At 60.5% G+C, this 18,419-nt stretch carries 17 protein-coding genes; 4 read left to right on the top strand and 13 right to left on the bottom strand.

Going from position 1 to position 18,419, the window contains the following annotated elements:
- Nucleotides 1-6: 6 nt before the first annotated feature.
- The gene (locus J2Y39_RS14890) at nt 7-600 is read right to left on the bottom strand and encodes a hypothetical protein (protein WP_236167896.1); all 594 of its coding nucleotides are present in this window, start codon (nt 598-600) and stop codon (nt 7-9) included.
- The gene (locus J2Y39_RS14885) at nt 566-1,306 is read right to left on the bottom strand and encodes an SURF1 family protein (RefSeq protein WP_252877193.1); all 741 of its coding nucleotides are present in this window, start codon (nt 1,304-1,306) and stop codon (nt 566-568) included. The genes J2Y39_RS14890 and J2Y39_RS14885 overlap by 35 nt, the downstream gene beginning before the upstream one ends.
- A 70-nt stretch (nt 1,307-1,376) precedes the next feature.
- Between J2Y39_RS14885 and J2Y39_RS14880 the strand changes: the two genes are divergently transcribed.
- Nucleotides 1,377-1,580 (top strand): twin transmembrane helix small protein, encoded by a 204-nt coding sequence (locus tag J2Y39_RS14880; RefSeq protein WP_016772330.1) that lies wholly within the window; start codon nt 1,377-1,379, stop codon nt 1,578-1,580.
- Nucleotides 1,581-1,589: 9 nt separating this feature from the next.
- Here J2Y39_RS14880 and J2Y39_RS14875 read toward each other — a convergent pair whose 3' ends face one another.
- The 4 genes from J2Y39_RS14875 to coxB form a co-directional block, all read right to left on the bottom strand.
- Nucleotides 1,590-2,477, bottom strand: a complete 888-nt coding sequence (locus J2Y39_RS14875) for a cytochrome c oxidase subunit 3 (protein ID WP_095182286.1) — start codon at nt 2,475-2,477, stop codon at nt 1,590-1,592.
- Between the two features lie 25 nt (nt 2,478-2,502).
- A complete protein-coding gene (locus J2Y39_RS14870) occupies nt 2,503-3,054 on the bottom strand; it encodes a cytochrome c oxidase assembly protein (RefSeq protein WP_252877194.1) in 552 nt (183 codons plus the stop codon).
- Nucleotides 3,055-3,312: 258 nt separating this feature from the next.
- Nucleotides 3,313-4,899, bottom strand: a complete 1,587-nt coding sequence (gene ctaD / locus J2Y39_RS14865) for a cytochrome c oxidase subunit I (RefSeq protein ID WP_016772327.1) — start codon at nt 4,897-4,899, stop codon at nt 3,313-3,315.
- Between the two features lie 82 nt (nt 4,900-4,981).
- The gene (gene coxB / locus J2Y39_RS14860; protein ID WP_016772326.1) at nt 4,982-6,109 is read right to left on the bottom strand and encodes a cytochrome c oxidase subunit II; all 1,128 of its coding nucleotides are present in this window, start codon (nt 6,107-6,109) and stop codon (nt 4,982-4,984) included.
- A 370-nt stretch (nt 6,110-6,479) separates the two neighbouring features.
- On the opposite strand from coxB, the gene J2Y39_RS14855 reads away from it, so the two are divergent.
- Complete coding sequence (locus tag J2Y39_RS14855) at nt 6,480-7,130, top strand: hypothetical protein (protein WP_041476468.1); 651 nt, start codon at nt 6,480-6,482, stop codon at nt 7,128-7,130.
- 136 nt (nt 7,131-7,266) lie between these two features.
- Here the strand turns inward: J2Y39_RS14855 and J2Y39_RS14850 are convergent, their stop codons facing one another.
- The 3 genes from J2Y39_RS14850 to J2Y39_RS14840 all read right to left on the bottom strand — a co-directional run bounded on the left by J2Y39_RS14850 (nt 7,267) and on the right by J2Y39_RS14840 (nt 10,908).
- The gene (locus J2Y39_RS14850; protein ID WP_095182284.1) at nt 7,267-8,793 is read right to left on the bottom strand and encodes a SulP family inorganic anion transporter; all 1,527 of its coding nucleotides are present in this window, start codon (nt 8,791-8,793) and stop codon (nt 7,267-7,269) included.
- A 90-nt stretch (nt 8,794-8,883) separates the two neighbouring features.
- The gene (locus J2Y39_RS14845) at nt 8,884-9,612 is read right to left on the bottom strand and encodes a carbonic anhydrase (RefSeq protein WP_016772323.1); all 729 of its coding nucleotides are present in this window, start codon (nt 9,610-9,612) and stop codon (nt 8,884-8,886) included.
- A 237-nt stretch (nt 9,613-9,849) separates the two neighbouring features.
- Entirely contained in the window at nt 9,850-10,908 is a 1,059-nt protein-coding gene (locus tag J2Y39_RS14840) for a PA0069 family radical SAM protein (RefSeq protein WP_252868551.1), read from the bottom strand.
- A gap of 271 nt (nt 10,909-11,179) precedes the next feature.
- On the opposite strand from J2Y39_RS14840, the gene J2Y39_RS14835 reads away from it, so the two are divergent.
- Nucleotides 11,180-11,455, top strand: coding sequence for a hypothetical protein (locus J2Y39_RS14835; RefSeq protein WP_252868552.1), 276 nt, complete (start codon nt 11,180-11,182; stop codon nt 11,453-11,455).
- Between the two features lie 59 nt (nt 11,456-11,514).
- On the opposite strand, the gene J2Y39_RS14830 is transcribed toward J2Y39_RS14835, so the two are convergent.
- The 3 genes from J2Y39_RS14830 to J2Y39_RS14820 are packed head-to-tail and all read right to left on the bottom strand — an operon-like array spanning nt 11,515 to nt 15,359.
- On the bottom strand, nt 11,515-12,816 hold the full coding sequence (locus tag J2Y39_RS14830) for a cytochrome c (RefSeq protein ID WP_310218471.1): 1,302 nt from the start codon (nt 12,814-12,816) through the stop codon (nt 11,515-11,517).
- A 12-nt stretch (nt 12,817-12,828) separates the two neighbouring features.
- Nucleotides 12,829-14,613, bottom strand: coding sequence for a GMC family oxidoreductase (locus tag J2Y39_RS14825; RefSeq protein ID WP_310218468.1), 1,785 nt, complete (start codon nt 14,611-14,613; stop codon nt 12,829-12,831).
- Nucleotides 14,614-14,615: 2 nt separating this feature from the next.
- On the bottom strand, nt 14,616-15,359 hold the full coding sequence (locus tag J2Y39_RS14820) for a gluconate 2-dehydrogenase subunit 3 family protein (protein ID WP_056791272.1): 744 nt from the start codon (nt 15,357-15,359) through the stop codon (nt 14,616-14,618).
- Between the two features lie 280 nt (nt 15,360-15,639).
- Here J2Y39_RS14820 and J2Y39_RS14815 point away from each other — a divergent pair, with 280 nt between their 5' ends.
- Complete coding sequence (locus J2Y39_RS14815; RefSeq protein ID WP_024015019.1) at nt 15,640-16,287, top strand: tyrosine-protein phosphatase; 648 nt, start codon at nt 15,640-15,642, stop codon at nt 16,285-16,287.
- A gap of 5 nt (nt 16,288-16,292) precedes the next feature.
- Here J2Y39_RS14815 and J2Y39_RS14810 read toward each other — a convergent pair whose 3' ends face one another.
- Nucleotides 16,293-18,320, bottom strand: coding sequence for a M3 family metallopeptidase (locus J2Y39_RS14810; protein WP_310218462.1), 2,028 nt, complete (start codon nt 18,318-18,320; stop codon nt 16,293-16,295).
- Nucleotides 18,321-18,419 lie beyond the last annotated feature (99 nt).

Below are 18,419 nucleotides of genomic sequence, written 5' to 3'. Positions count from 1 at the left end.
ATGCCCTCATCCGATGTTCGACAGTTTCAGCAGATGCCGCAGGTCGTTAAGCAGATCCTTGCCCTTCACATTCGGCTCGTAACGCAGCACCAGATTGCCGTGTGGGTCGACGATCCACAGCTGCGGCACGGCTTTGTCGCCGGTGGTCTTGTTGAACACCCCGGCATCCAGCGGATAGCGCTGCAGCTGCGGATATTCACGGTCGAGCTTGGCGGCGTAATCGGCGCTCAGTGGTTGCGCGGCGGCGAGGGCGTGGCTGGCGCGGCCGGCTTCGCGGCCGAGGCTGATCTGGATCTGCCGCGCCAGATAAACCAGTTGCTGGCAATCGACGGCGCAATCCTTCGGCGCCGTGACCAGAATCTGCCAGCGCTGCTCGTCGGCCTGCACGCCGAGGTCGGCGCGGGTCTGGCCGTTGCCGATCAGCTCGCCGTGATAGCTGCGTCCTTCCGGCACCCAGAACTGCAATTTGTACATGCCGGTGGCGAGCAGCATCGGCCCGACCACGCCAAGCACGATCAGCAACAACTGAATGCGCCCGCGCCGGCGGCTGGGAACGGGTTTGGCCTCAGACATGCTGGGTGGATTCATGGCGCTTCCCATGGCGTTTCTCCTTTGCGTTGTGCCAGCCCAAATAGAGGTAAAGACCGAGCAGGGCCGTGGCCATGGCGAACCATTGCACGGCGTAGCCGAGGTGTTTTTCCGGACCCATCGCGACTACCGGCCAATCGGTCTGATAGCTGACCGGGCCGGGTTCGGCCCGTAATTCGTAGGCGAAGCCGTCGCGCTCCAGGGTTTGCCACAATTTGCCCGGCTCGACGGCGGTGATGGTCTGCGGCCAGACACTGCTGACCGGATCGGCGTGCAACTGGAACGTTGCGCCGGGGGCGACATAGACCCAGGCGTCGAGCGTCAGCGCCTCGGCGGGTGTCGTGAATTGCGGCGGCACACGCCGGTCGGGCCAAGGCAGCCAGCCGCGATTGACCAGCAGCCAGAGACCGCTGCGTTGATCCTGAAACGGTTGCAGCAGTTCAACGCCGACCTTGCCGCCACGCTGGCGGTTGTCGAGCAACAGGGTATGGGCGGGGTCGAACTGGCCGTGCAGGCGCACGCGGCGGTAAGCCGGGTCGGCGCTGGCGAGCAGTTCACTGCTGGCCAGCGGTTCGGCCACGCGACGTTCGGCATAACTGGCCAGCAGCGCGGTTTTCTCCGCGCCCCGGCCCAGTTGCCAGAAGCCCAGCGCAACCATCAGCGGCAGCAACAGCGCCACCACGACAGTGGGAATCACGCCCGGGCGAAAGCGCTTCATGGGCGCGCCATAAAGTCAGTCATCGCGATCGCTATACTCAATTGCATCGCCTGTCCCCCGGAGTCTTGCCATGTTCAAAGCAGCGATCGTCCTGATGCTGATTGCCACGGTCGTCAGCCTGTTCAGCGGCCTGTTTTTCCTGGTCAAGGACGACAGCAGCTCCAATCGCCTGGTCATCGCCTTGAGTGTTCGGGTGGCGCTGGCCGTGGTCACCGTCGGCCTGATGGCCTGGGGTTTCTATAGCGGCCAGTTGGTGTCCCATGCGCCCTGGTAGCGCCAGCAGTCAGAGGACGTAAACGAAGAAGAACAAACCGATCCACACCACATCGACGAAGTGCCAGTACCAGCTCGCCGCCTCGAAACCGAACTGGTGCTCGTTGTCGAAGTGGCCTTTCATGATGCGCATCAGCATCACGAACAGGATGATCGTGCCGATGGTCACGTGGGCGCCGTGGAATCCGGTGAGCATGAAGAACGTCGCGCCGTAGATGCCCGAGCCGAGGGTCAACCCCAGCTCTTTATAGGCGTGGATGTATTCCTCGGCCTGGAAACCGAGGAACGCGATGCCCAGCAGTACGGTGATCGCCAGCCACAGTTTCAGTGCACCGCGATGGCCTTTCTTCAGCGCATGGTGGGCGATGGTGATGGTCACGCTGGAGCTGACCAGCAGAATGGTGTTGATCAGCGGCAGGCCCCACGGGCTGATGACTTCTTTTGGCGGCGGGAACAGTTTCGGATCAGGTGTGTGCAGCAGCGGCCAGACAAATTCGAAGTTCGGCCAGAGCATGTGCGCGATGCCTTTCGGCCCCTCACCGCCCAGCGCCGGCCCGGACACATGGCGCACATAGAACAGCGCGCCGAAGAAGGCGACGAAGAACATCACCTCGGAAAAGATGAACCAGCTCATGCCCCAGCGGAACGAGCGGTCCAGCTGCGGGCTGTATAGCCCTGCGCGACTCTCCTTGATCACCGCACCGAACCAGCCGAACAGCATGTACGCCAACAGCAGGCCGCCGACGAAAAAGATCAGCGGGCCGTGGGAATCCGGGCGTGCGGCCTTGAGATCGTTGAACCAGGTGGCGAGGCCGTACACGGTGACGAACATCCCGAGCGTGGCGATGATCGGCCATTTGCTCTGGGCCGGGACGTAATAATGCTCATGAGTTGCCATTTATTGTTCTCCTTATCGGCCACGCTCAACCGCCAGTGTTAACAGCCACCGGCGGATGTCGGGCGGTGATATCGAACAGCGTGTAGGACAGCGTCAGGTGCTTCACTTCCTTGGGCATGTCGCGGTCAACGATGAAACGCACCGGCATCTCGATCTGTTCACCGGGTTGCAGCACCTGCTGGGTAAAGCAAAAGCATTCGGTCTTGTGGAAAAACGCCGCGGCGTTGCTCGGCGCAATACTCGGCACCGCTTGCGCACTCATCGGTTTGTCGGTGGGATTGCGTGCGATGAAGACCATCTCGTTCACGGCGCCGGGATTGGCGGTCATCTCGTCGTGTTTCGGGTAAAAGTCCCACGGCATGTCGGCGGTGTTGGTCGAGAGAAACTGCACGCGCACCTGGCGCGACGTGTCCACTACTTGCTCCCCCGCATACTGGCCGCCGGTCTTGCCGTTGATGCCGAAGGCTTTGCACATCACGTCGTAGATCGGCACCAAGGCGAAACCGAAGACGAACATCGCCACCACCACCAGCAGCAGGCGGGTGACGAGCTTCTCCAGCGAGATCGAGTCAGCCATGGTTCATGCCTCCCTCGTGTTCCCTGGTGGCCGGTGATGCTGTGGTGAGGGGATTTATCCCCGACCGGCTGCGCAGCAGTCGTAAACCCGGCGCATGCGGTGTGCCTGATACACCCCGATTGCAGATTTTGGGGCTGCTGCGCAGCCCAACGGGGATAAATCCCCTCGCCACGGGGGATCTGTGTACATCCACAGAAGATATGTGAGCATCCACTGGGGATCTGTGCCTCTGTACACATTGCAAAAAACAGGAGGTGTTCATTTCACTTCCGGCGGCGTGGTGAAGGTGTGATACGGCGCCGGCGACGGCACGCTCCACTCCAGCCCTTCGGCGCCGTCCCACGGTTTGGCCGGGGCCGGTGCGCCGCCACGGATGGTCTTGATGACGATGAACAGGAAGAAGATCTGCGTGGCGCCGAACATGAACGCGCCGATCGACGAGACCATGTTGAAGTCGGCGAACTGCAGGTTGTAGTCCGGAATCCGTCGCGGCATCCCCGCAAGGCCGACGAAGTGCATCGGGAAAAAGGTCAGGTTCATGCCCACGAACGACAGCCAGAAATGCAGCTTGCCGAGGGTTTCGTCGTACATGTGCCCGGTCCACTTCGGCAGCCAGTAATAGGCCGAGGCGAAGATGCCGAAGATCGCCCCGGGCACCAGCACGTAGTGGAAGTGCGCGACAACGAAGTAGGTGTCCTGGTACTGGAAGTCCGCCGGGGCGATCGCCAGCATCAGCCCGGAAAAACCACCGATCGAGAACAGGATGACGAACGCCACGGCAAACAGCATCGGCGTCTCGAAGGTCATCGAGCCCTGCCACATGGTGCTGGCCCAGTTGAACACTTTCACACCCGTAGGCACGGCGATCAGCATGGTCGCGTACATGAAGAACAACTCGCCCACCAGCGGGATGCCGACCACGAACATGTGGTGCGCCCAGACGATGAACGACAGGAACGCGATACTCGCCGTGGCGTAGACCATCGAGGTGTAGCCGAACAGCGGTTTGCGCGCGAAGGTCGGGATGATCTGGCTGACCGCGCCGAACGCCGGCAGGATCATGATGTACACCTCGGGGTGGCCGAAGAACCAGAACACATGCTGGAACAGCACTGGATCACCACCGCCGGCAGCACTGAAGAAACTGGTGCCGAAGTGGATGTCCATGAGCATCATCGTCACGCAGCCAGCGAGCACCGGCATCACTGCGATCAGCAGAAACGCGGTGATCAGCCAGGTCCACACGAACAGCGGCATTTTCATCAGGGTCATGCCGGGTGCGCGCAGGTTGAGGATGGTCGCGACTACGTTGATCGCGCCCATGATCGAACTGATGCCCATCAAGTGGATGGCGAAGATGAAGAACGTCACGCTTTCCGGTGCATAAGTCGTCGACAGCGGCGCGTAGAACGTCCAGCCGAAATTCGGCCCGCCACCGGGGGTGAACAGGGTCGAGACCAGCAGCAGAAACGCCGCCGGCAACAGCCAGAAGCTGAAGTTGTTCATCCGCGGCAGCGCCATGTCCGGCGCGCCGACCATCAGCGGGATCATCCAGTTGGCGAGGCCGACGAAGGCCGGCATCACCGCGCCGAACACCATGACCAGACCGTGCATGGTGGTCATCTGGTTGAAGAATTCCGGCTGCACGATCTGCAGGCCGGGCTGGAACAGCTCGGCGCGAATGACCATGGCGAACGAGCCGCCGAGCAGGAACATGCAGAAGGCAAACCACAGGTACAGCGTGCCGATGTCCTTGTGGTTGGTGGTCAGCACCCAGCGCATCAGGCCTTTGGCGGGGCCGTGGGCGTGGTCGGCGTGACCGTGGTCATCGATGACAGCGCTCATGGCCGGTCTCCTTCACGAAAGTGGACGGGGCAGGCCAGGGCGCGCTGCCCCGACCGGTTCACTGAATACGCAATTGACCGGCTCATTTGCTTTCCGCCTGTTTCAGCTCCAGCACTTCTTTTGGCGTGACCATGTCGCCCTTGTTGTTGCCCCAGGCGTTACGTTCGTAAGTCACGACCGCTGCGATATCGACTTCCGACAGCTGTTTGCCGAACGCCGCCATGGCGGTGCCCGGTTTGCCGTGGTAGACGATGCTCAGGTGGTCCTTGATCGGCCCGGTGGCGATTTTCGAGCCCTTGAGCGCCGGGAACATCGGCGGCAGGCCCTGGCCTTCAGCCTGGTGACAGGCCACGCAAGTGGTGTGGTAAACCTTGTCGCCGCGTTCCTTGAGCTCGTCGAGGGTCCATTCCTTGCTGGTCAGTTCTTTGAGCTGCGCGGCCTCGGCCTTGCGCTCGGCGAGCCATTTTTCGTAGTCGGCCTGTTCCTTGACCTCGACCACGATCGGCATGAAGCCGTGGTCCTTGCCGCACAATTCGGCGCACTGGCCACGGTAGAGGCCGGGTTTGTCGATGCGCGTCCAGGCTTCGTTGACGAACCCGGGGATCGCGTCGCGCTTGACCGCAAACGCCGGCACCCACCATGAGTGAATGACGTCAGCCGAGGTCACCAGAAAGCGCACCTTGGCGCCGATCGGCAGCACCAGCGGCTTGTCGACTTCGAGCAGGTAGTGCTCGCCCTTGGCTTCTTTATTGTGAATCTGTTCGGCGGGGGTGGCCAGGTTGCTGAAGAACTCAACGTCCTGGCCCAGGTATTTGTAGTGCCACTTCCACTGATAACCGGTGATCTGGATATCGATGTCCGGCTCGCTGGTGTCGTACATCTTGATCAGCGTCGCGGTGGCGGGGACGGCCATGGCCACCAGGATCAGCAGCGGCACGATGGTCCACATGATCTCGACGCCGGTGCTTTCGTGGAATTTGGCCGCGACCTGGCCGGTAGAGCGGCGGTGCACCATCATCGACCAGAACATGGCGCCGAAGACGATGATCCCGATCACCACACAGATCCAGAAAATGGTCATGTGCAGGTCGAATACTGCGTGACTGATTTCAGTCGCTCCAGGCGCCATATTCACAGTCCAGGCCGCGTTGGCCGGGCTGAAAATCGACCACAACAGGAGGCCCATCCAGACATGTGGATGTCGCATCATTGCGGGTTCCCCTTATCGTTCTTGTTATCCCGCCGGCGTATCGCCTGCGGCAAGGGAGCGGCTGCATCAGACTACGAACTTGAATCGCCGGGCCTTGCTGCGGGTGCAGTCGGGCGTCATCAGCTAACTCCATTCATTGGCGAGTATAGACAGCGCCCGGGATTTGCAACCCGGGCACGTAAATGAGCTGAAACACCCGGCGCTTGCGTTCAAGTGCCCGAATGGAGAAGGATGCAGACGAGTGGTGGCGAATGGATATAACGCAGCTGCATCAAGGATGAAATAATTATGACAAATGCGTCTTAGCGTTTTTCGTAAGCCAGCTAAGTTATGTCTTCCCTATTTCATTGCCTTGTTTCCTGGAGTTTTCATGAACACCGCCGCATTGCGCGAGCAGATCCAACAAGCCCAACAGCACGAAAAAGACACCGGCCTGCTGACCCGTCAGCTGGAAAGCAAGCTGCCTCACCTGCACCCGGCGATCCAGTTGCCGGAAGCCGACGCCCAGGGCGTTCTGACACGTTTTGTCGCCGCCTACATCGATGAAGTACCCGATCTGCTGGATGCAGCCAATGAAGTCGCCAGGGAAGCCGGCATCGAATCGCAGATCAAACCGGTGCTGAAGATCGCCGAGCAGTATTTCCTCCAGCCGCCAGCGATCATGGCCGGACATGTCGGCCTGGACAGCCTGCTCGACGAGGCCTATCTGGCACACCGTTTTGTCGAAGAGGTCAACGACCTGTACATCAAGCACTTCGGCCAGCCGTTGATCCCCTTGGACATGACGGTCGCCAACCTGATTGCTCACCAATTGATCGGTGAGGAATTTGCCAACCAACTGGACGAAGCGGTGCATCACGCGATCGACGAGATGCTCAACGAGGAAAGTTTTGCCCTGGAATCGGTAGAAGCCTACCGCGAAAAACTCAGCAGCCCGGACACTGGCGCGGCGTGGAAACGCTGGCCGTGCATGAGCCGCCGGTTGGGTGTGGGGCTTGAGCTGGATCAGCCTGCTGCGTAACCCTCATACACCATAGATGCAATGTGGGAGCGAGCCTGCTCGCGAATGCGGTCGATCATTCAACATCTCTGTTGGCTGATACACCGCTTTCGCGAGCAGGCTCGCTCCCACAGGGTTTGTGCTCAGGCAGGAAGATCTAGCCAGCCGCACCAATCCCGGTATTGGTCCGCACCCGCCCCTCAAGCCGTCGCTTCAACCCACGCGATTCGATCAACAGCTTCGACCCCTTCGCCGCATTCGCCCGGCCCCACTCCTCAAGCAACTCGAGACACGAATGGTCGATGTAGCTCAGGTTGTTGAGCGGCACATGCACTGTGGTGCCGTGAGGAATGCTGCCCAGCACCTGGGTCAGCGCCGGCACTTTGAGGAACGTCGCTGCACCAACCAGACGCAGTTCCATCTCGCCGTCCTGCGGCAAGTCGATCAGGCTGATCTTCAGGCGCGAAGCCTTGAACGCCAGCTTCAACATGGTCAGACCGAAGCCGATCAGCACACCGGTGAGCAGATCAGTGAAGATGATCGCCAACGCTGTAGCGGCGTAGGTGAACATCGGCATCCGCCCGTACCGGCCCAGACCACGGAAGGCTTTCAGGTCGACCAGCTTGAAGCCGGTATACACCAGCACACCCGCCAGACTCGCCACCGGAATGCTTTGCAGCACGCTCGACAGCAACAGCACGAATGCCAGCAGCCACAGGCCATGGAAAATCGTCGAGTAGCGTGTGGTCGCACCGGCCTGGACGTTGGCCGAACTGCGCACGATCACCCCGGTCATCGGCAGCGCGCCGACCAGACCGCAGAGCATGTTGCCGACACCTTGCGCCGACAGTTCACGGTCGAAGTCCGAACGCACGCCGCTGTGCATGCGGTCCACCGCTGCCGCCGACAACAGGGTTTCGGCACTGGCGATAAACGCCACGGCGAACGCGGCAATCAGCAGTGTCGGGTCGGCCAGATTCATCAGGTCGGCCGGCTTGAGCCAATCGATCGCTTCGGCCAGGTTCGCCGGTACCTCAACGCGCTTGACCTGCAACGCCAGCATCAGGCTCGCCACCGTCGCCAGACCCACACCGAGCAATGCGCCGGGAATGAAGCGCAGCGAATGCGGACGGAATTTTTCCCACAGCCACATCACCGCAATCGTCGACAAGCCGAGCAGACCCGCCTGCCAGCCCAACGATGGCAAGGCCTGCGCCACGGCCGCCGGGAACGCCGTGAGGTTGTCCAGCCCGGAAGGCTGCGGCTTGGCATCGAGCATCACATGGATTTGCGAGAGCACAATCAACACGCCAATGCCCGCGAGCATGCCGTAGACCACCGCTGGCGCCGTGACCCGAAACCAGCAGCCAAGCTTCAGCCGCCCGGCGACCAGTTGCAGAAAACCGGCGAGCAGCAGGATCGGTCCGAGCATCTCGACGCCATGCTGGCGCACCAGCTCGAAAACCAGCACTGCCAGACCCGCCGCCGGACCGCTGACCTGCAACGGCGACCCCGCCAGCCAACCGACCACCAGACCGCCGATAATGCCGGTGATCAGACCTTTTGCCGGCGGCAGCCCTGACGCAATCGCGATGCCCATGCACAGCGGCAGGGCGACCAGAAACACAACCACGGAAGCGAGCAGCTCCCGTGGCAACACAGCTTTCAATTGAGCCGCACGCATGGCGATTCTCCCGAAGTTTTCTTCAGGCGTGGCGAGGCCGGACCGCTGAATCAGCGGCCGGCGTCATACCACACAGATTGTTGGGAAGATTTAGAAGCGCGCTTTGGGCGTCGCCACAGGAATCGGATGGCTGCCGTCGAGAGGCAGGAAACGACCCTGGTCCGCGTCGTAAGCTTTGATTTCGCTGGTTTCGATGTTGTAGACCCAGCCATGGATGAACAGATGACCGTTCGCCATGCGCGAGGCTACCGAAGGATGGGTACGCAAGTGCTGCAGTTGGGCGATGACGTTTTCCTCGGTGAGGATCGGCATGCTGTCTTTTTCGTCGGTGCAGTTGCAGTTGTCGTGCACCATGGTTTTTGCGACTTCAGCGTGGCGCAGCCAGGCTTTGACCGTCGGCATTTTTTCCAGGCTGTCGGGGTTGAGTACCGCGCGCATGGCGCCGCAATCGGAGTGGCCGCAAATGATGATGTGCTGCACGCCCAGCGCCAGTACCGCGTATTCGATCGCGGTGGAGACGCCGCCGTTCATCTGACCGTAGGGCGGCACCACGTTGCCGACGTTACGGGTAACGAACAGATCGCCCGGCGAGCTCTGGGTGATCAGCTCGGGAACGATGCGCGAGTCGGCGCAAGTGATGAACATCGCCTTGGGCGCCTGAGCGGTGGCGAGCTTCTTGAACAATTCTTCCTGCTGCGGAAAAACGTCATGGTGAAAGCGTAAAAAGCCATCAACGATCTGTCGCAGTGCTGCATCGGCGGATTGTGCTTCAGGGCTTTGCGCCGAGGCAGCCAACGACTGTTTATCCTTGTCACTCATGATTCATCCTCTTGTGCGGATTCAGGGAGTCTTCCCCGGTATTCCGGTATGAAGCCAGTGGCTGTTTAAACCATCCGGGTCATCCCGACCCGTCAGTCACTCGATGAACAAGGTAGCCGCCGAAACTTAACTGAAACTGAATCAAACGCTCTAGAACGTGTGTTCCAGGTCACAAAAAACGTGACCGGCGTGTTTCGGCGGAAGGATTCCAACCCGTCAACCCAAAGCCAATTGTCGCTAAATCAACGACATCTGGCGACCCGGCGGACAGAAGGCCGAGCAGTCGAGGTTATAGCCCTCGCGTTTGTTCAGGCCAAGCTTTTTGATGGCCTTGGCAAATCTTTGTGCGAGCAGGTCGGCAAACGGCCCTTCACCACGCATCCGCGCGCCGAATCGACTGTCGTAGAGTTCACCGCCGCGACTCTGGCGGATCAGGCTCAGCACATGGGCGGCACGTTGCGGATAGTGCGCCTGCAACCACTCCTCGAACAGCGGCGCGACTTCCAGCGGCAGGCGCAGCATCATGTAGGCAGCGCTTTGCGCACCGGCGGCGTGGGCCTCGTTGAGCAGGCTTTCGATTTCACTGTCATTGATCATCGGAATCATCGGCGAACACAGCACGCCGACTGGAATGCCTGCTTCGCGCATCACCCGGATCGCGCGCAAGCGTGCCTTGGGCGCAGCGGCGCGCGGTTCAAGGATGCGTTTAAGTTCGTCGTCCAGGGTGGTCAGGCTGATCATCACCGACACCAGCCGTTGCTGCGCCAACTCGGTCAGCAAATCGAGATCGCGCAGAATCAGCGAACCTTTGGTGACAATGGTCACCGGATGCCGGTAACGCAGCAGCACTTCCAGGGTCTGACGGGTGATTTTGTATTCGCGCTCGATGGGCTGATACGGGTCGGTATTGGAGCCGAGATTGATCGGCGCACATTGATAGCCGGGTTTGCTCAGCTGTTCCTCGAGGACCTGGGCGGCATTGGTCTTGGCAATCAGCCGGGTTTCGAAATCCAGGCCCGGCGACATGTCCCAATAGGCGTGGCTGGGCCGTGCGTAGCAATAGATGCAGCCGTGTTCGCAGCCGCGATAGGGATTGAGCGAACGATCGAAGGGCAGATCCGGCGAGGTGTTGCGGCTGATGATCGATTTGGCCTTCTCGATGATCACTTCGGTGTTTTGCGTCTCTGGCACTTCCTGATACCAGCCATCGTCCTCGGCCACCGAACGACTGGGCGCAAAGCGGTTGTGCGGGTTGGTTGCGGTGCCGCGACCGCGAGGTGGCAATGGAGTAGACATGAAAACGCCCCGATACTGTATATGCGCACAGTATCGGGGCGATCCTCATCTGGCTAGTGCCGTCGGGCGAGTGGTCAGTTGTGGTTGTTCATGTCCGCTATGTTCGCGGAGAGGAACAGCATTCAGGGCTTTCTCTGATCGTAACCGACGTTCCCACAACTGTGTGCACATACACCCTGTCAGATATGACAGTAGACGTGGTTGCAAGCGCCGTCTTAGGTTAAAGCCTCATGACTAATAACGTCTTGCCAACCGGAATGGATTGAATGTGATGCCAATCAGAATTTTGCTTGAAATTACAGACATGGAACGCGACGGAAGTCCCGAGGTTGTTTTTTATCATTATGGTGATAACGCCACCGAAATGATGGACTACGACTACGCGCTATTTGCCTCTTCATCGCAGGCAAACGATCGCTATGACCTGCTTTCCGAAGAGGTTATCGATAGCGACGGGGATGGCGATATCGATAACCATGACAAGAGACTGTACTTGCAGTTGGCGGATGCGTTTGTGCAGTTCAGAGGTCTGAAATCGACACGATGAACACCGCTGACTCAACATGCGAAGTCATGTCGTGCCAGCGGTCTGTCGACACATTTCGCTCAGTTATGCGAGGTGAGCTGCCCAAGATCGTCACCGGAGGTCTGCTTCATATCCTCCGTACGCAACTCGGCAACATCGGCAGCTTTCACTGGCGCACCCTTGTTGCCCCAGCTGCCACGAATGAAACTCACCACATCCGCGACTTCCTGATCCGACAGGCGCCAGGCGAAACCGGGCATGGTGAAGGTCGATGGCGCGGTGTGCGTTGCCGGCAAAGTCCCGCCCTTGAGCACGATGTGGATCAGCGATGTCGGGTCATCCGTCTGCAGCACCGGATTGCCCGCCAGCGCCGGGAACACCCGGGTGTAGCCCTGGCCATCGGTACGGTGGCAGGCTGCGCAGTTGTCGATGTACACCGACGCGCCGCGTTGGCTGTCGTCGCCGTTCCACAGCGCTTTGGCCACTTTCTCGTCGTACTGATGCGGCTGATCCGCCGGGTCATTGGCCGGTAGCGATTTGAGATAGCGGGCAATCGCGGTGAGGTCGGCGTCGCTCATGTACTGCATGCTGTGGGTGACCACATCGCTCATGCCGCCGAACACTGCGCTGCGATCACTGCGCCCGGTCTTGAGGAACTGCACCAGTTGTTCTTCGCTCCAGCTGCCGAGGCCATCCTTGTGATCGCCGCGCAGGCTCTTGGCGATCCAGCCTTCCAGCGGTGCACTGCCGGCGAGGAATTCGCTGCCGTCCGCCGCGCTCAGGGATTTTTCCTGCATGGTCAGCGCGCGCGGGGTATGACAGGCACCGCAGTGGCCGAGGCCTTCGACCAGGTATGCGCCACGATCGATCACCGGATCGGCCGATGTGGCCTGGTAATCCTCGACCTTCGGCGCAAACAGCCAGCGCCAGCCCATCAGCGGCCAGCGCATGCTCAACGGCCAGGGAATGTCGCTGGCCTTGTTCTCCTGCGCCACCGGTTCGACGCCGTGCATGAAGTAGGCGTACAGCGCTTGCATGTCGGCCTGGTTGACCCGCGCGTAGGACGGATACGGCATCGCCGGGTACAACGTGCTGCCGTTTTTGGCCACACCGTGGCGCACGGCCTGATCGAAGTCTTCGAAGCTGTAGTCGCCCAGACCGGTCTTGTCCGGGGTGATGTTGGTCGAGTAGATCGTGCCGATCGGCGTCTCCATCGGCAGACCGCCGGCGAACGGCTTGCCGCCCTTGGCCGTGTGGCAGGCCACGCAGTCGCCGGCGCGGGCAAGGTATTCGCCTTGCTTGATCAGATTTTGATCAACATCGGCCGCATAAATTGCAGTGCTGCCGAGCAGGGCGACGGTGGCGATAACGAGGGTTTTCATGGTCATCGCTCCTTAAGCCTGCACCAGCGGGCCGGGGTTTTTCAGGTATTGCTCGCGGATCGCTTTTGCCGACCAGTAGGTCAGCGCCGCCACCAGCCCGGTCGGGTTGTAGCCCAGGCCCTGCGGGAACGCCGAGGCGCCCGGGACGAATACGTTGTGCACATCCCAGCTCTGCAAATAGCGGTTCAGGGCGCTGGTCTTCGGATCGGTGCCCATGATCGCGCCACCGTTGAGGTGGGTGGTCTGGTACGAGGCGGTGTTGAAGTGATCGCCGACCTGCTTGCCGATCACTGCAATGGCTTTCGGGCCCATGGCTTGGGCGATCTTGCCCATTTTCTCGACCATGAAGCGGTTCATCTTGATGTCGTTTTCCTGCCAGTCGAAGGTCATGCGCAGCAGCGGCAGGCCGTAGGCATCGCGGTACACCGGATCGAGATCGAGGTAGTTGCCACGGTAGGACTGATGCGCGCCGTGGGCATCCATCGACACCTGGTGGGTGTAGTAATCGGCGGTCGCGCGTTTCCATGCGCTGCCCCAGGCCGGTGTGCCCGGCGGGTTCGAGGTGCCGGCAATCGGTCGACTGCCAGCCTGGTTGACCCACATCGGCGAACCGCCGACGAAGCCGTGCGGGCCGTGGTCGAAGTTGTCGGCGTTGAAATCGTCCACCGCCACGCCGTTGCCGCCAGCGCCGATGAAGTTGTTGGTGTGGGTGTCCTTGTCGAAGAAGGCCTTGATGGTGGCCATGTTCTGGTAGGCGAAGTTACGCCCGACCACGCCTTCGCCGCTGATCGGGTCGTACGGTTTGCCGATCCCGGACAGCAGCATCAGACGCACGTTGTGCAACTGGAATGCGCCGAGGATCACCAAATCCGCCGGCTGCTCGATCTCGCGGCCCTGGCCATCGATGTAGGTGACGCCGGTGGCTTTGCTTTTCGTGCTGTCGAGATTGACCCGCAGCACATGGGAGTTGGGCCGCAGCTCGAAATTCGGCAGGGGCTTGAGCGCCGGCAGAATGTTCACGTTCGGCGAGGCCTTGGAATACATGTAGCAGACGTAGCCGCTGCAGAAACCGCAGAAATTGCACGGCCCCATCTGTGCGCCGTAGGGATTGGTGTACGGCCCCGAAGTATTAGCCGAAGGCAGGTTGTAGGGTTTGTAACCGACTTCTGTGGCCGCTTTGCCGAACAGCTGTGCGGATACGGTGTTCTTCTGCGCTTCAAGCGGGAACGGGTTGGAACGATCCGCCGCGTATGGGTTGCCGCCCTTGCCCTGACCGACCAGTTGGCCCTTCACCGTCCAGGCCTGGCCGGAGGTGCCGAAGACTTTTTCCGCGAAGTCGAAAAACGGTTCCAGCTCTTCATAGCTGACGCCGAAATCCTGGATGGTCATGTCTTTGGGGATGAAGCTTTTGCCGTAGCGTTCTTCGTAGTGGCTGCGCATACGCAACTCGATCGGGTCGACGCGAAAGTGCACGCCCGACCAGTGCAGACCGGCGCCGCCGACGCCGTTACCCGGCAAAAACGCGCCCAACTGGCGGTTGGGCAGGGCGATGTCGTTGACGCTGTGGCGAATGGTCACCGTCTCTTTGGAGATGTCCTGAAAGAGTTTCTTGCGCACGCTGTAGGTGAGTTCGTCGATCACCTGTGGATAGTTGCCGTCGGGGTAGGTGTCCTGCATCGACCCGCGCTCCAGCGCCAGCACGTTCAGACCCGCCTCGGTGAGCTCCTTGGCCATGATCGCGCCGGTCCAGCCAAAACCGACGATGACTGCATCAACCTTCTTCATTACCGTTGCCATGCTTACGCCCTCTCGCCGCGAATCGACACTGCCGGGAAGGGGTATTGCTCGTTGCGTTCCACCCAATCCATGAAATCGGCGCGGGCGCCGGGGAAACCGATCATGGTCCAGCCGACCATGCCTTTATTGCCACCGTGGATCGGGTCGCAGAAGAAACCTTCCTTGGTATTTTGCAGCAGCAGATTGAAGAAGATCTTCGCCGGCACCGCATCGAACTGCGGCTTGCCGGCTTCCAGTTGCTTGAGCAAATCGTCTCGGGTAGCGCTGTCTTGCTCGGCAAATGTTTTACCGCTCAAACCTTTTACCCACTGATCCGTGGCGGCGATGCCGAGGCGATAGATGTCTTTGGGCACCAGTTTGCTCTGCCAGCCCATCTCCGGTGCCGCGTCGGCATTGAACGGGCCTTGCATGTACCACAGGGCACCGGCGGCGTACGGGGTGTTCATCTGCCGGTCGATGTATTCCGGCACGCCGGCTTCGAGGGCACCGGGGCCTTGCGCGTCGTTGGGGATCAACTGGGCGACGGCGGCATTGATGAATGCCCATTCTTCAGCGGTGAAAAAGCTCGGCTGATAGTCACCAGCGACAGAGGCCGGTTTTGCTGCGGCCGGCGCCGGTGTGCTTTCAGGTGCGGCTTGCAGCACGCTGCTGCCCAGGCCGGTACCGGCAAGCGTGACCACCGGAATCAGGGTCAGGGATTTGCGCAAGAACTCACGCCGCGGGTTGTCTCGATCTTGATCAGACATGGGGGGCACCTCATCAGGCATAGAAGTCAGCCGCTTCTGCGAGCAGCTCGAGGAATTTTGCGTTGCGACGATCAGGGTCCGGTCGGGTAAAAGCCGTTCCCTCTGCAACATCATGTGACAAATGGTAGCAGGCTAAGCATCAAGAAAAACCGTTTGCACGGAAAAAAGCCCGGCGAGGCGCCGATTCACGTTTCTTTGACGGCCGGCTCACGGCGTATTGACCGCTTGATAGCGAAGCTGCAATTCCTCCCATGAAGATTGCCGAAACGGTCAGCCCAGCATGTCTCGAGTGCGCTTTTTCCCCGCGTTATGTTTTTCGCTTGTTGCACTGTTGCATGGCATTGCCGCCCGGGCGGCCGACGCCACGCCATCTCGCCCGGCCGAGTGGGCGCAACCGGTAGAGGCGCAGTTCAACCTGTTCCGCATGTCACCGACGCTGTATCGCAGCGCCTTGCCCAGCCGCAGTGCGGTGCCGCTGTTGAACGATCTGCATGTCGTCACGGTGATCAACTTCCTGCCTGACGCTGATAGCGACTGGCTCTCCGCGCCGGGCATCAAGCAGGTGCAACTGCCGTATCGCACCAATCACGTCGACGACAGCGATGTGCTCAAGGCTCTGCGCGCGATTCAGTCCGCCGAAGCCGACGGCCCGGTGCTCATGCACTGCAAGCACGGTTCTGACCGCACCGGACTGATGGCGGCGATGTACCGCGTGGTGGTACAGGGCTGGAGTAAAGAGCAGGCGCTCAAGGAAATGACCGAGGGCGGTTTTGGTGACAGTCAGCATTTCCACGACAGCGTGCGCTACGTGATGCAGGCCGATGTCGATCGGTTGCATGAAGCCTTGATCAATGGCGAATGCAGCACCAGTGCATTCGCCATGTGTTCGATGAAGAGCTGGTTCGACTCGGCCCACGTTCAGCGTTGATCAGCTCAAGCGGCTGGCGCAGGAAATAGCGCGTTGTCGATGGGTTTTCCGAGAAAGGCTTGCAGTGCGGCGGGCAGTGCCTGCCTGTCCCCCGAGAGCAGGTGTTCGCGCATGTCGCGGCCCGTCTGTTCGTTGAACAGACCTTCACGTTCGAAGCGCTTGAACGCCTCGCTCGCCAGCACACCCGACCATTTGTAGGCGTACAGCGAAGCCTCATAACCGGTAACCAGATAATCGCAGCTGTTGGCGAAGCGGCAGTAGGCCGGGATGGACAGGTGCGCGAACTCACTTTGCACATCCTCGACTACTTGCTGAACAGTGCGACCGTCACCGTGACAGCGGTGCAGTTCGAAGTCGACCAGCGCGTTCAGCAACAGCATTGCCGTTTCCCGGCTGCGCTGGATGCCTGTGGCGGAAAACGCGGTATTGGCCTGCGCTTCGGACAGACGCTCACCGCTCTGGTGATGCGTACCCAGCCAGCGCAGGAATTGCCCGGATAACGCCCATTTTTCGAACAGTTGCCCGACAAACTCGGCAGCGTCGCGGCTCAGATGCGAAATGCCGGACAGGTTGTAATGCGGCGAACGCGTCAGCACGTGATGCAGGCAATGGCCGAATTCGTGCAGCAGAACGCGCAGATCCTGCGGATCCAGCAGGTGCGTTTGCCCGTTTTCCGCTGCCGGGTAATTGCATTGAAGCGAGGCAATCGGCAGTAATGGTCGGCCTTCGGCGGTGATCCGTCGATTGCGCAGTACACCGGTCCAGGCATAGTCGTTGCCCGCGTCGCGGTGGAACGGGTCGATGTAGATGTAACCAACCGGTTGCTGACGCTCGCTGATTTCGAACAGGCGAGCATTTTCGGCGAAACGCTCGTGGACGGTATTTTCGCTGATGCTGATACCGAACATATGCTCGCTGAAGCGGCAGAGGCTGTGCAGTGTGGCTTGCAGCGCGAAGAACTCGCGCAGGTCCTGCTCCGTGCCGCCGGACTGCCTCAGGCGTAATTGCTCGGCGAGGAAATCGTGATCCCACGCTTCTAGCTGTTCAACCCCGTGCTCGCGGGCCAAGGCCTGCAAATCATCGGTCTCGCCCGCCAGTGACACGGCATTGCGGGCGATCTGCTGGCGCAAAAAACGGCCAACCTGATCGGTGCCGGTAGCCATCCGGTTGTGCAGGCGCAGATGGGCAAAGTTGTCAAAACCCAAGAGCCGGGCTTTGGCATGACGTGCGGCCAGCAGCGTCTGCAAAACCGGCCCGTTATCGAAGCGACCGGCCTGTGGCCCCTGATCCGAAGCGCGGGTGCACCAGGCTTTGAAATACTCCTCGCGCAGTCCGCGGTGTTGTGCCCGCCTCATGACCTGTTGGTAAGTGTTCTGATCCAGGGTCAGCCGCCACCCGGGCAGGCCGGCCTTGTGGGCATTGGCGGCCAGATGCGCCTGCATTTCGGCCGGCAGTCCCGCCAATAGCGCGGCATCGTCGATGTCCTTGCTCCATGCCGCGTTGACCGATTTGAGGTTGCTCATGAAGCGCTTTTCCAGCAGATCGATTTCGCCGTTCAATCGCGCCAGATCCTTGCGCTGCGCACTCGACAATTCGCTTCCCGCCAAGTGAAACCGGCGCAGGATTTTCGCCAGCGAGGCTTTGCGTGCATCACTGAAGCTAGCGGCTATGGAGCTCTGTGCCAATCGTTGATAAACCTGGAGCAACTGTCGATTGCCGGCCTTCGCAGTCTTGTAACGCTGCGCGGCGTGCGTACTCAGGGCTTCCTGCATCAACCACTGGGGCTCATCGGCATGACTGATCGAGAGGAATTCGATGATCGCCATGGTTTCATCCAGGCGCGCATCGGCTTCATCGATGGCAATTACCACGTCGTCCCAGTTGGGATGATCGACCTGAGTGGCGATGACGTTTTCGATGATCAGCAGGTTGTCGGCAACGATGCGCTCGACTGCTGGCAGCAGATGTTCGGCGCGTATCGCCGCCCAGGGCGGCAACTGCCAATGTTGCAGGAGTGGGTTGGTGTCAGGCATGGCGTCTTCCGTGAGAGAGGGCTGGATTGGCCAGCCTAATCAGGAAGCGCAGAGGCAAGGTGGTGGATAGATACCGCCACCTGCCGACGATGATCGGCA

Source organism: Pseudomonas sp. 2957 (assembly GCF_031456345.1).
GTDB classification, from domain to species: domain Bacteria; phylum Pseudomonadota; class Gammaproteobacteria; order Pseudomonadales; family Pseudomonadaceae; genus Aquipseudomonas; species Aquipseudomonas siliginis.
The sequence above is the reverse complement of the archived record's forward strand: the minus strand, read 5'-3'. Positions and strand labels throughout refer to the sequence as shown.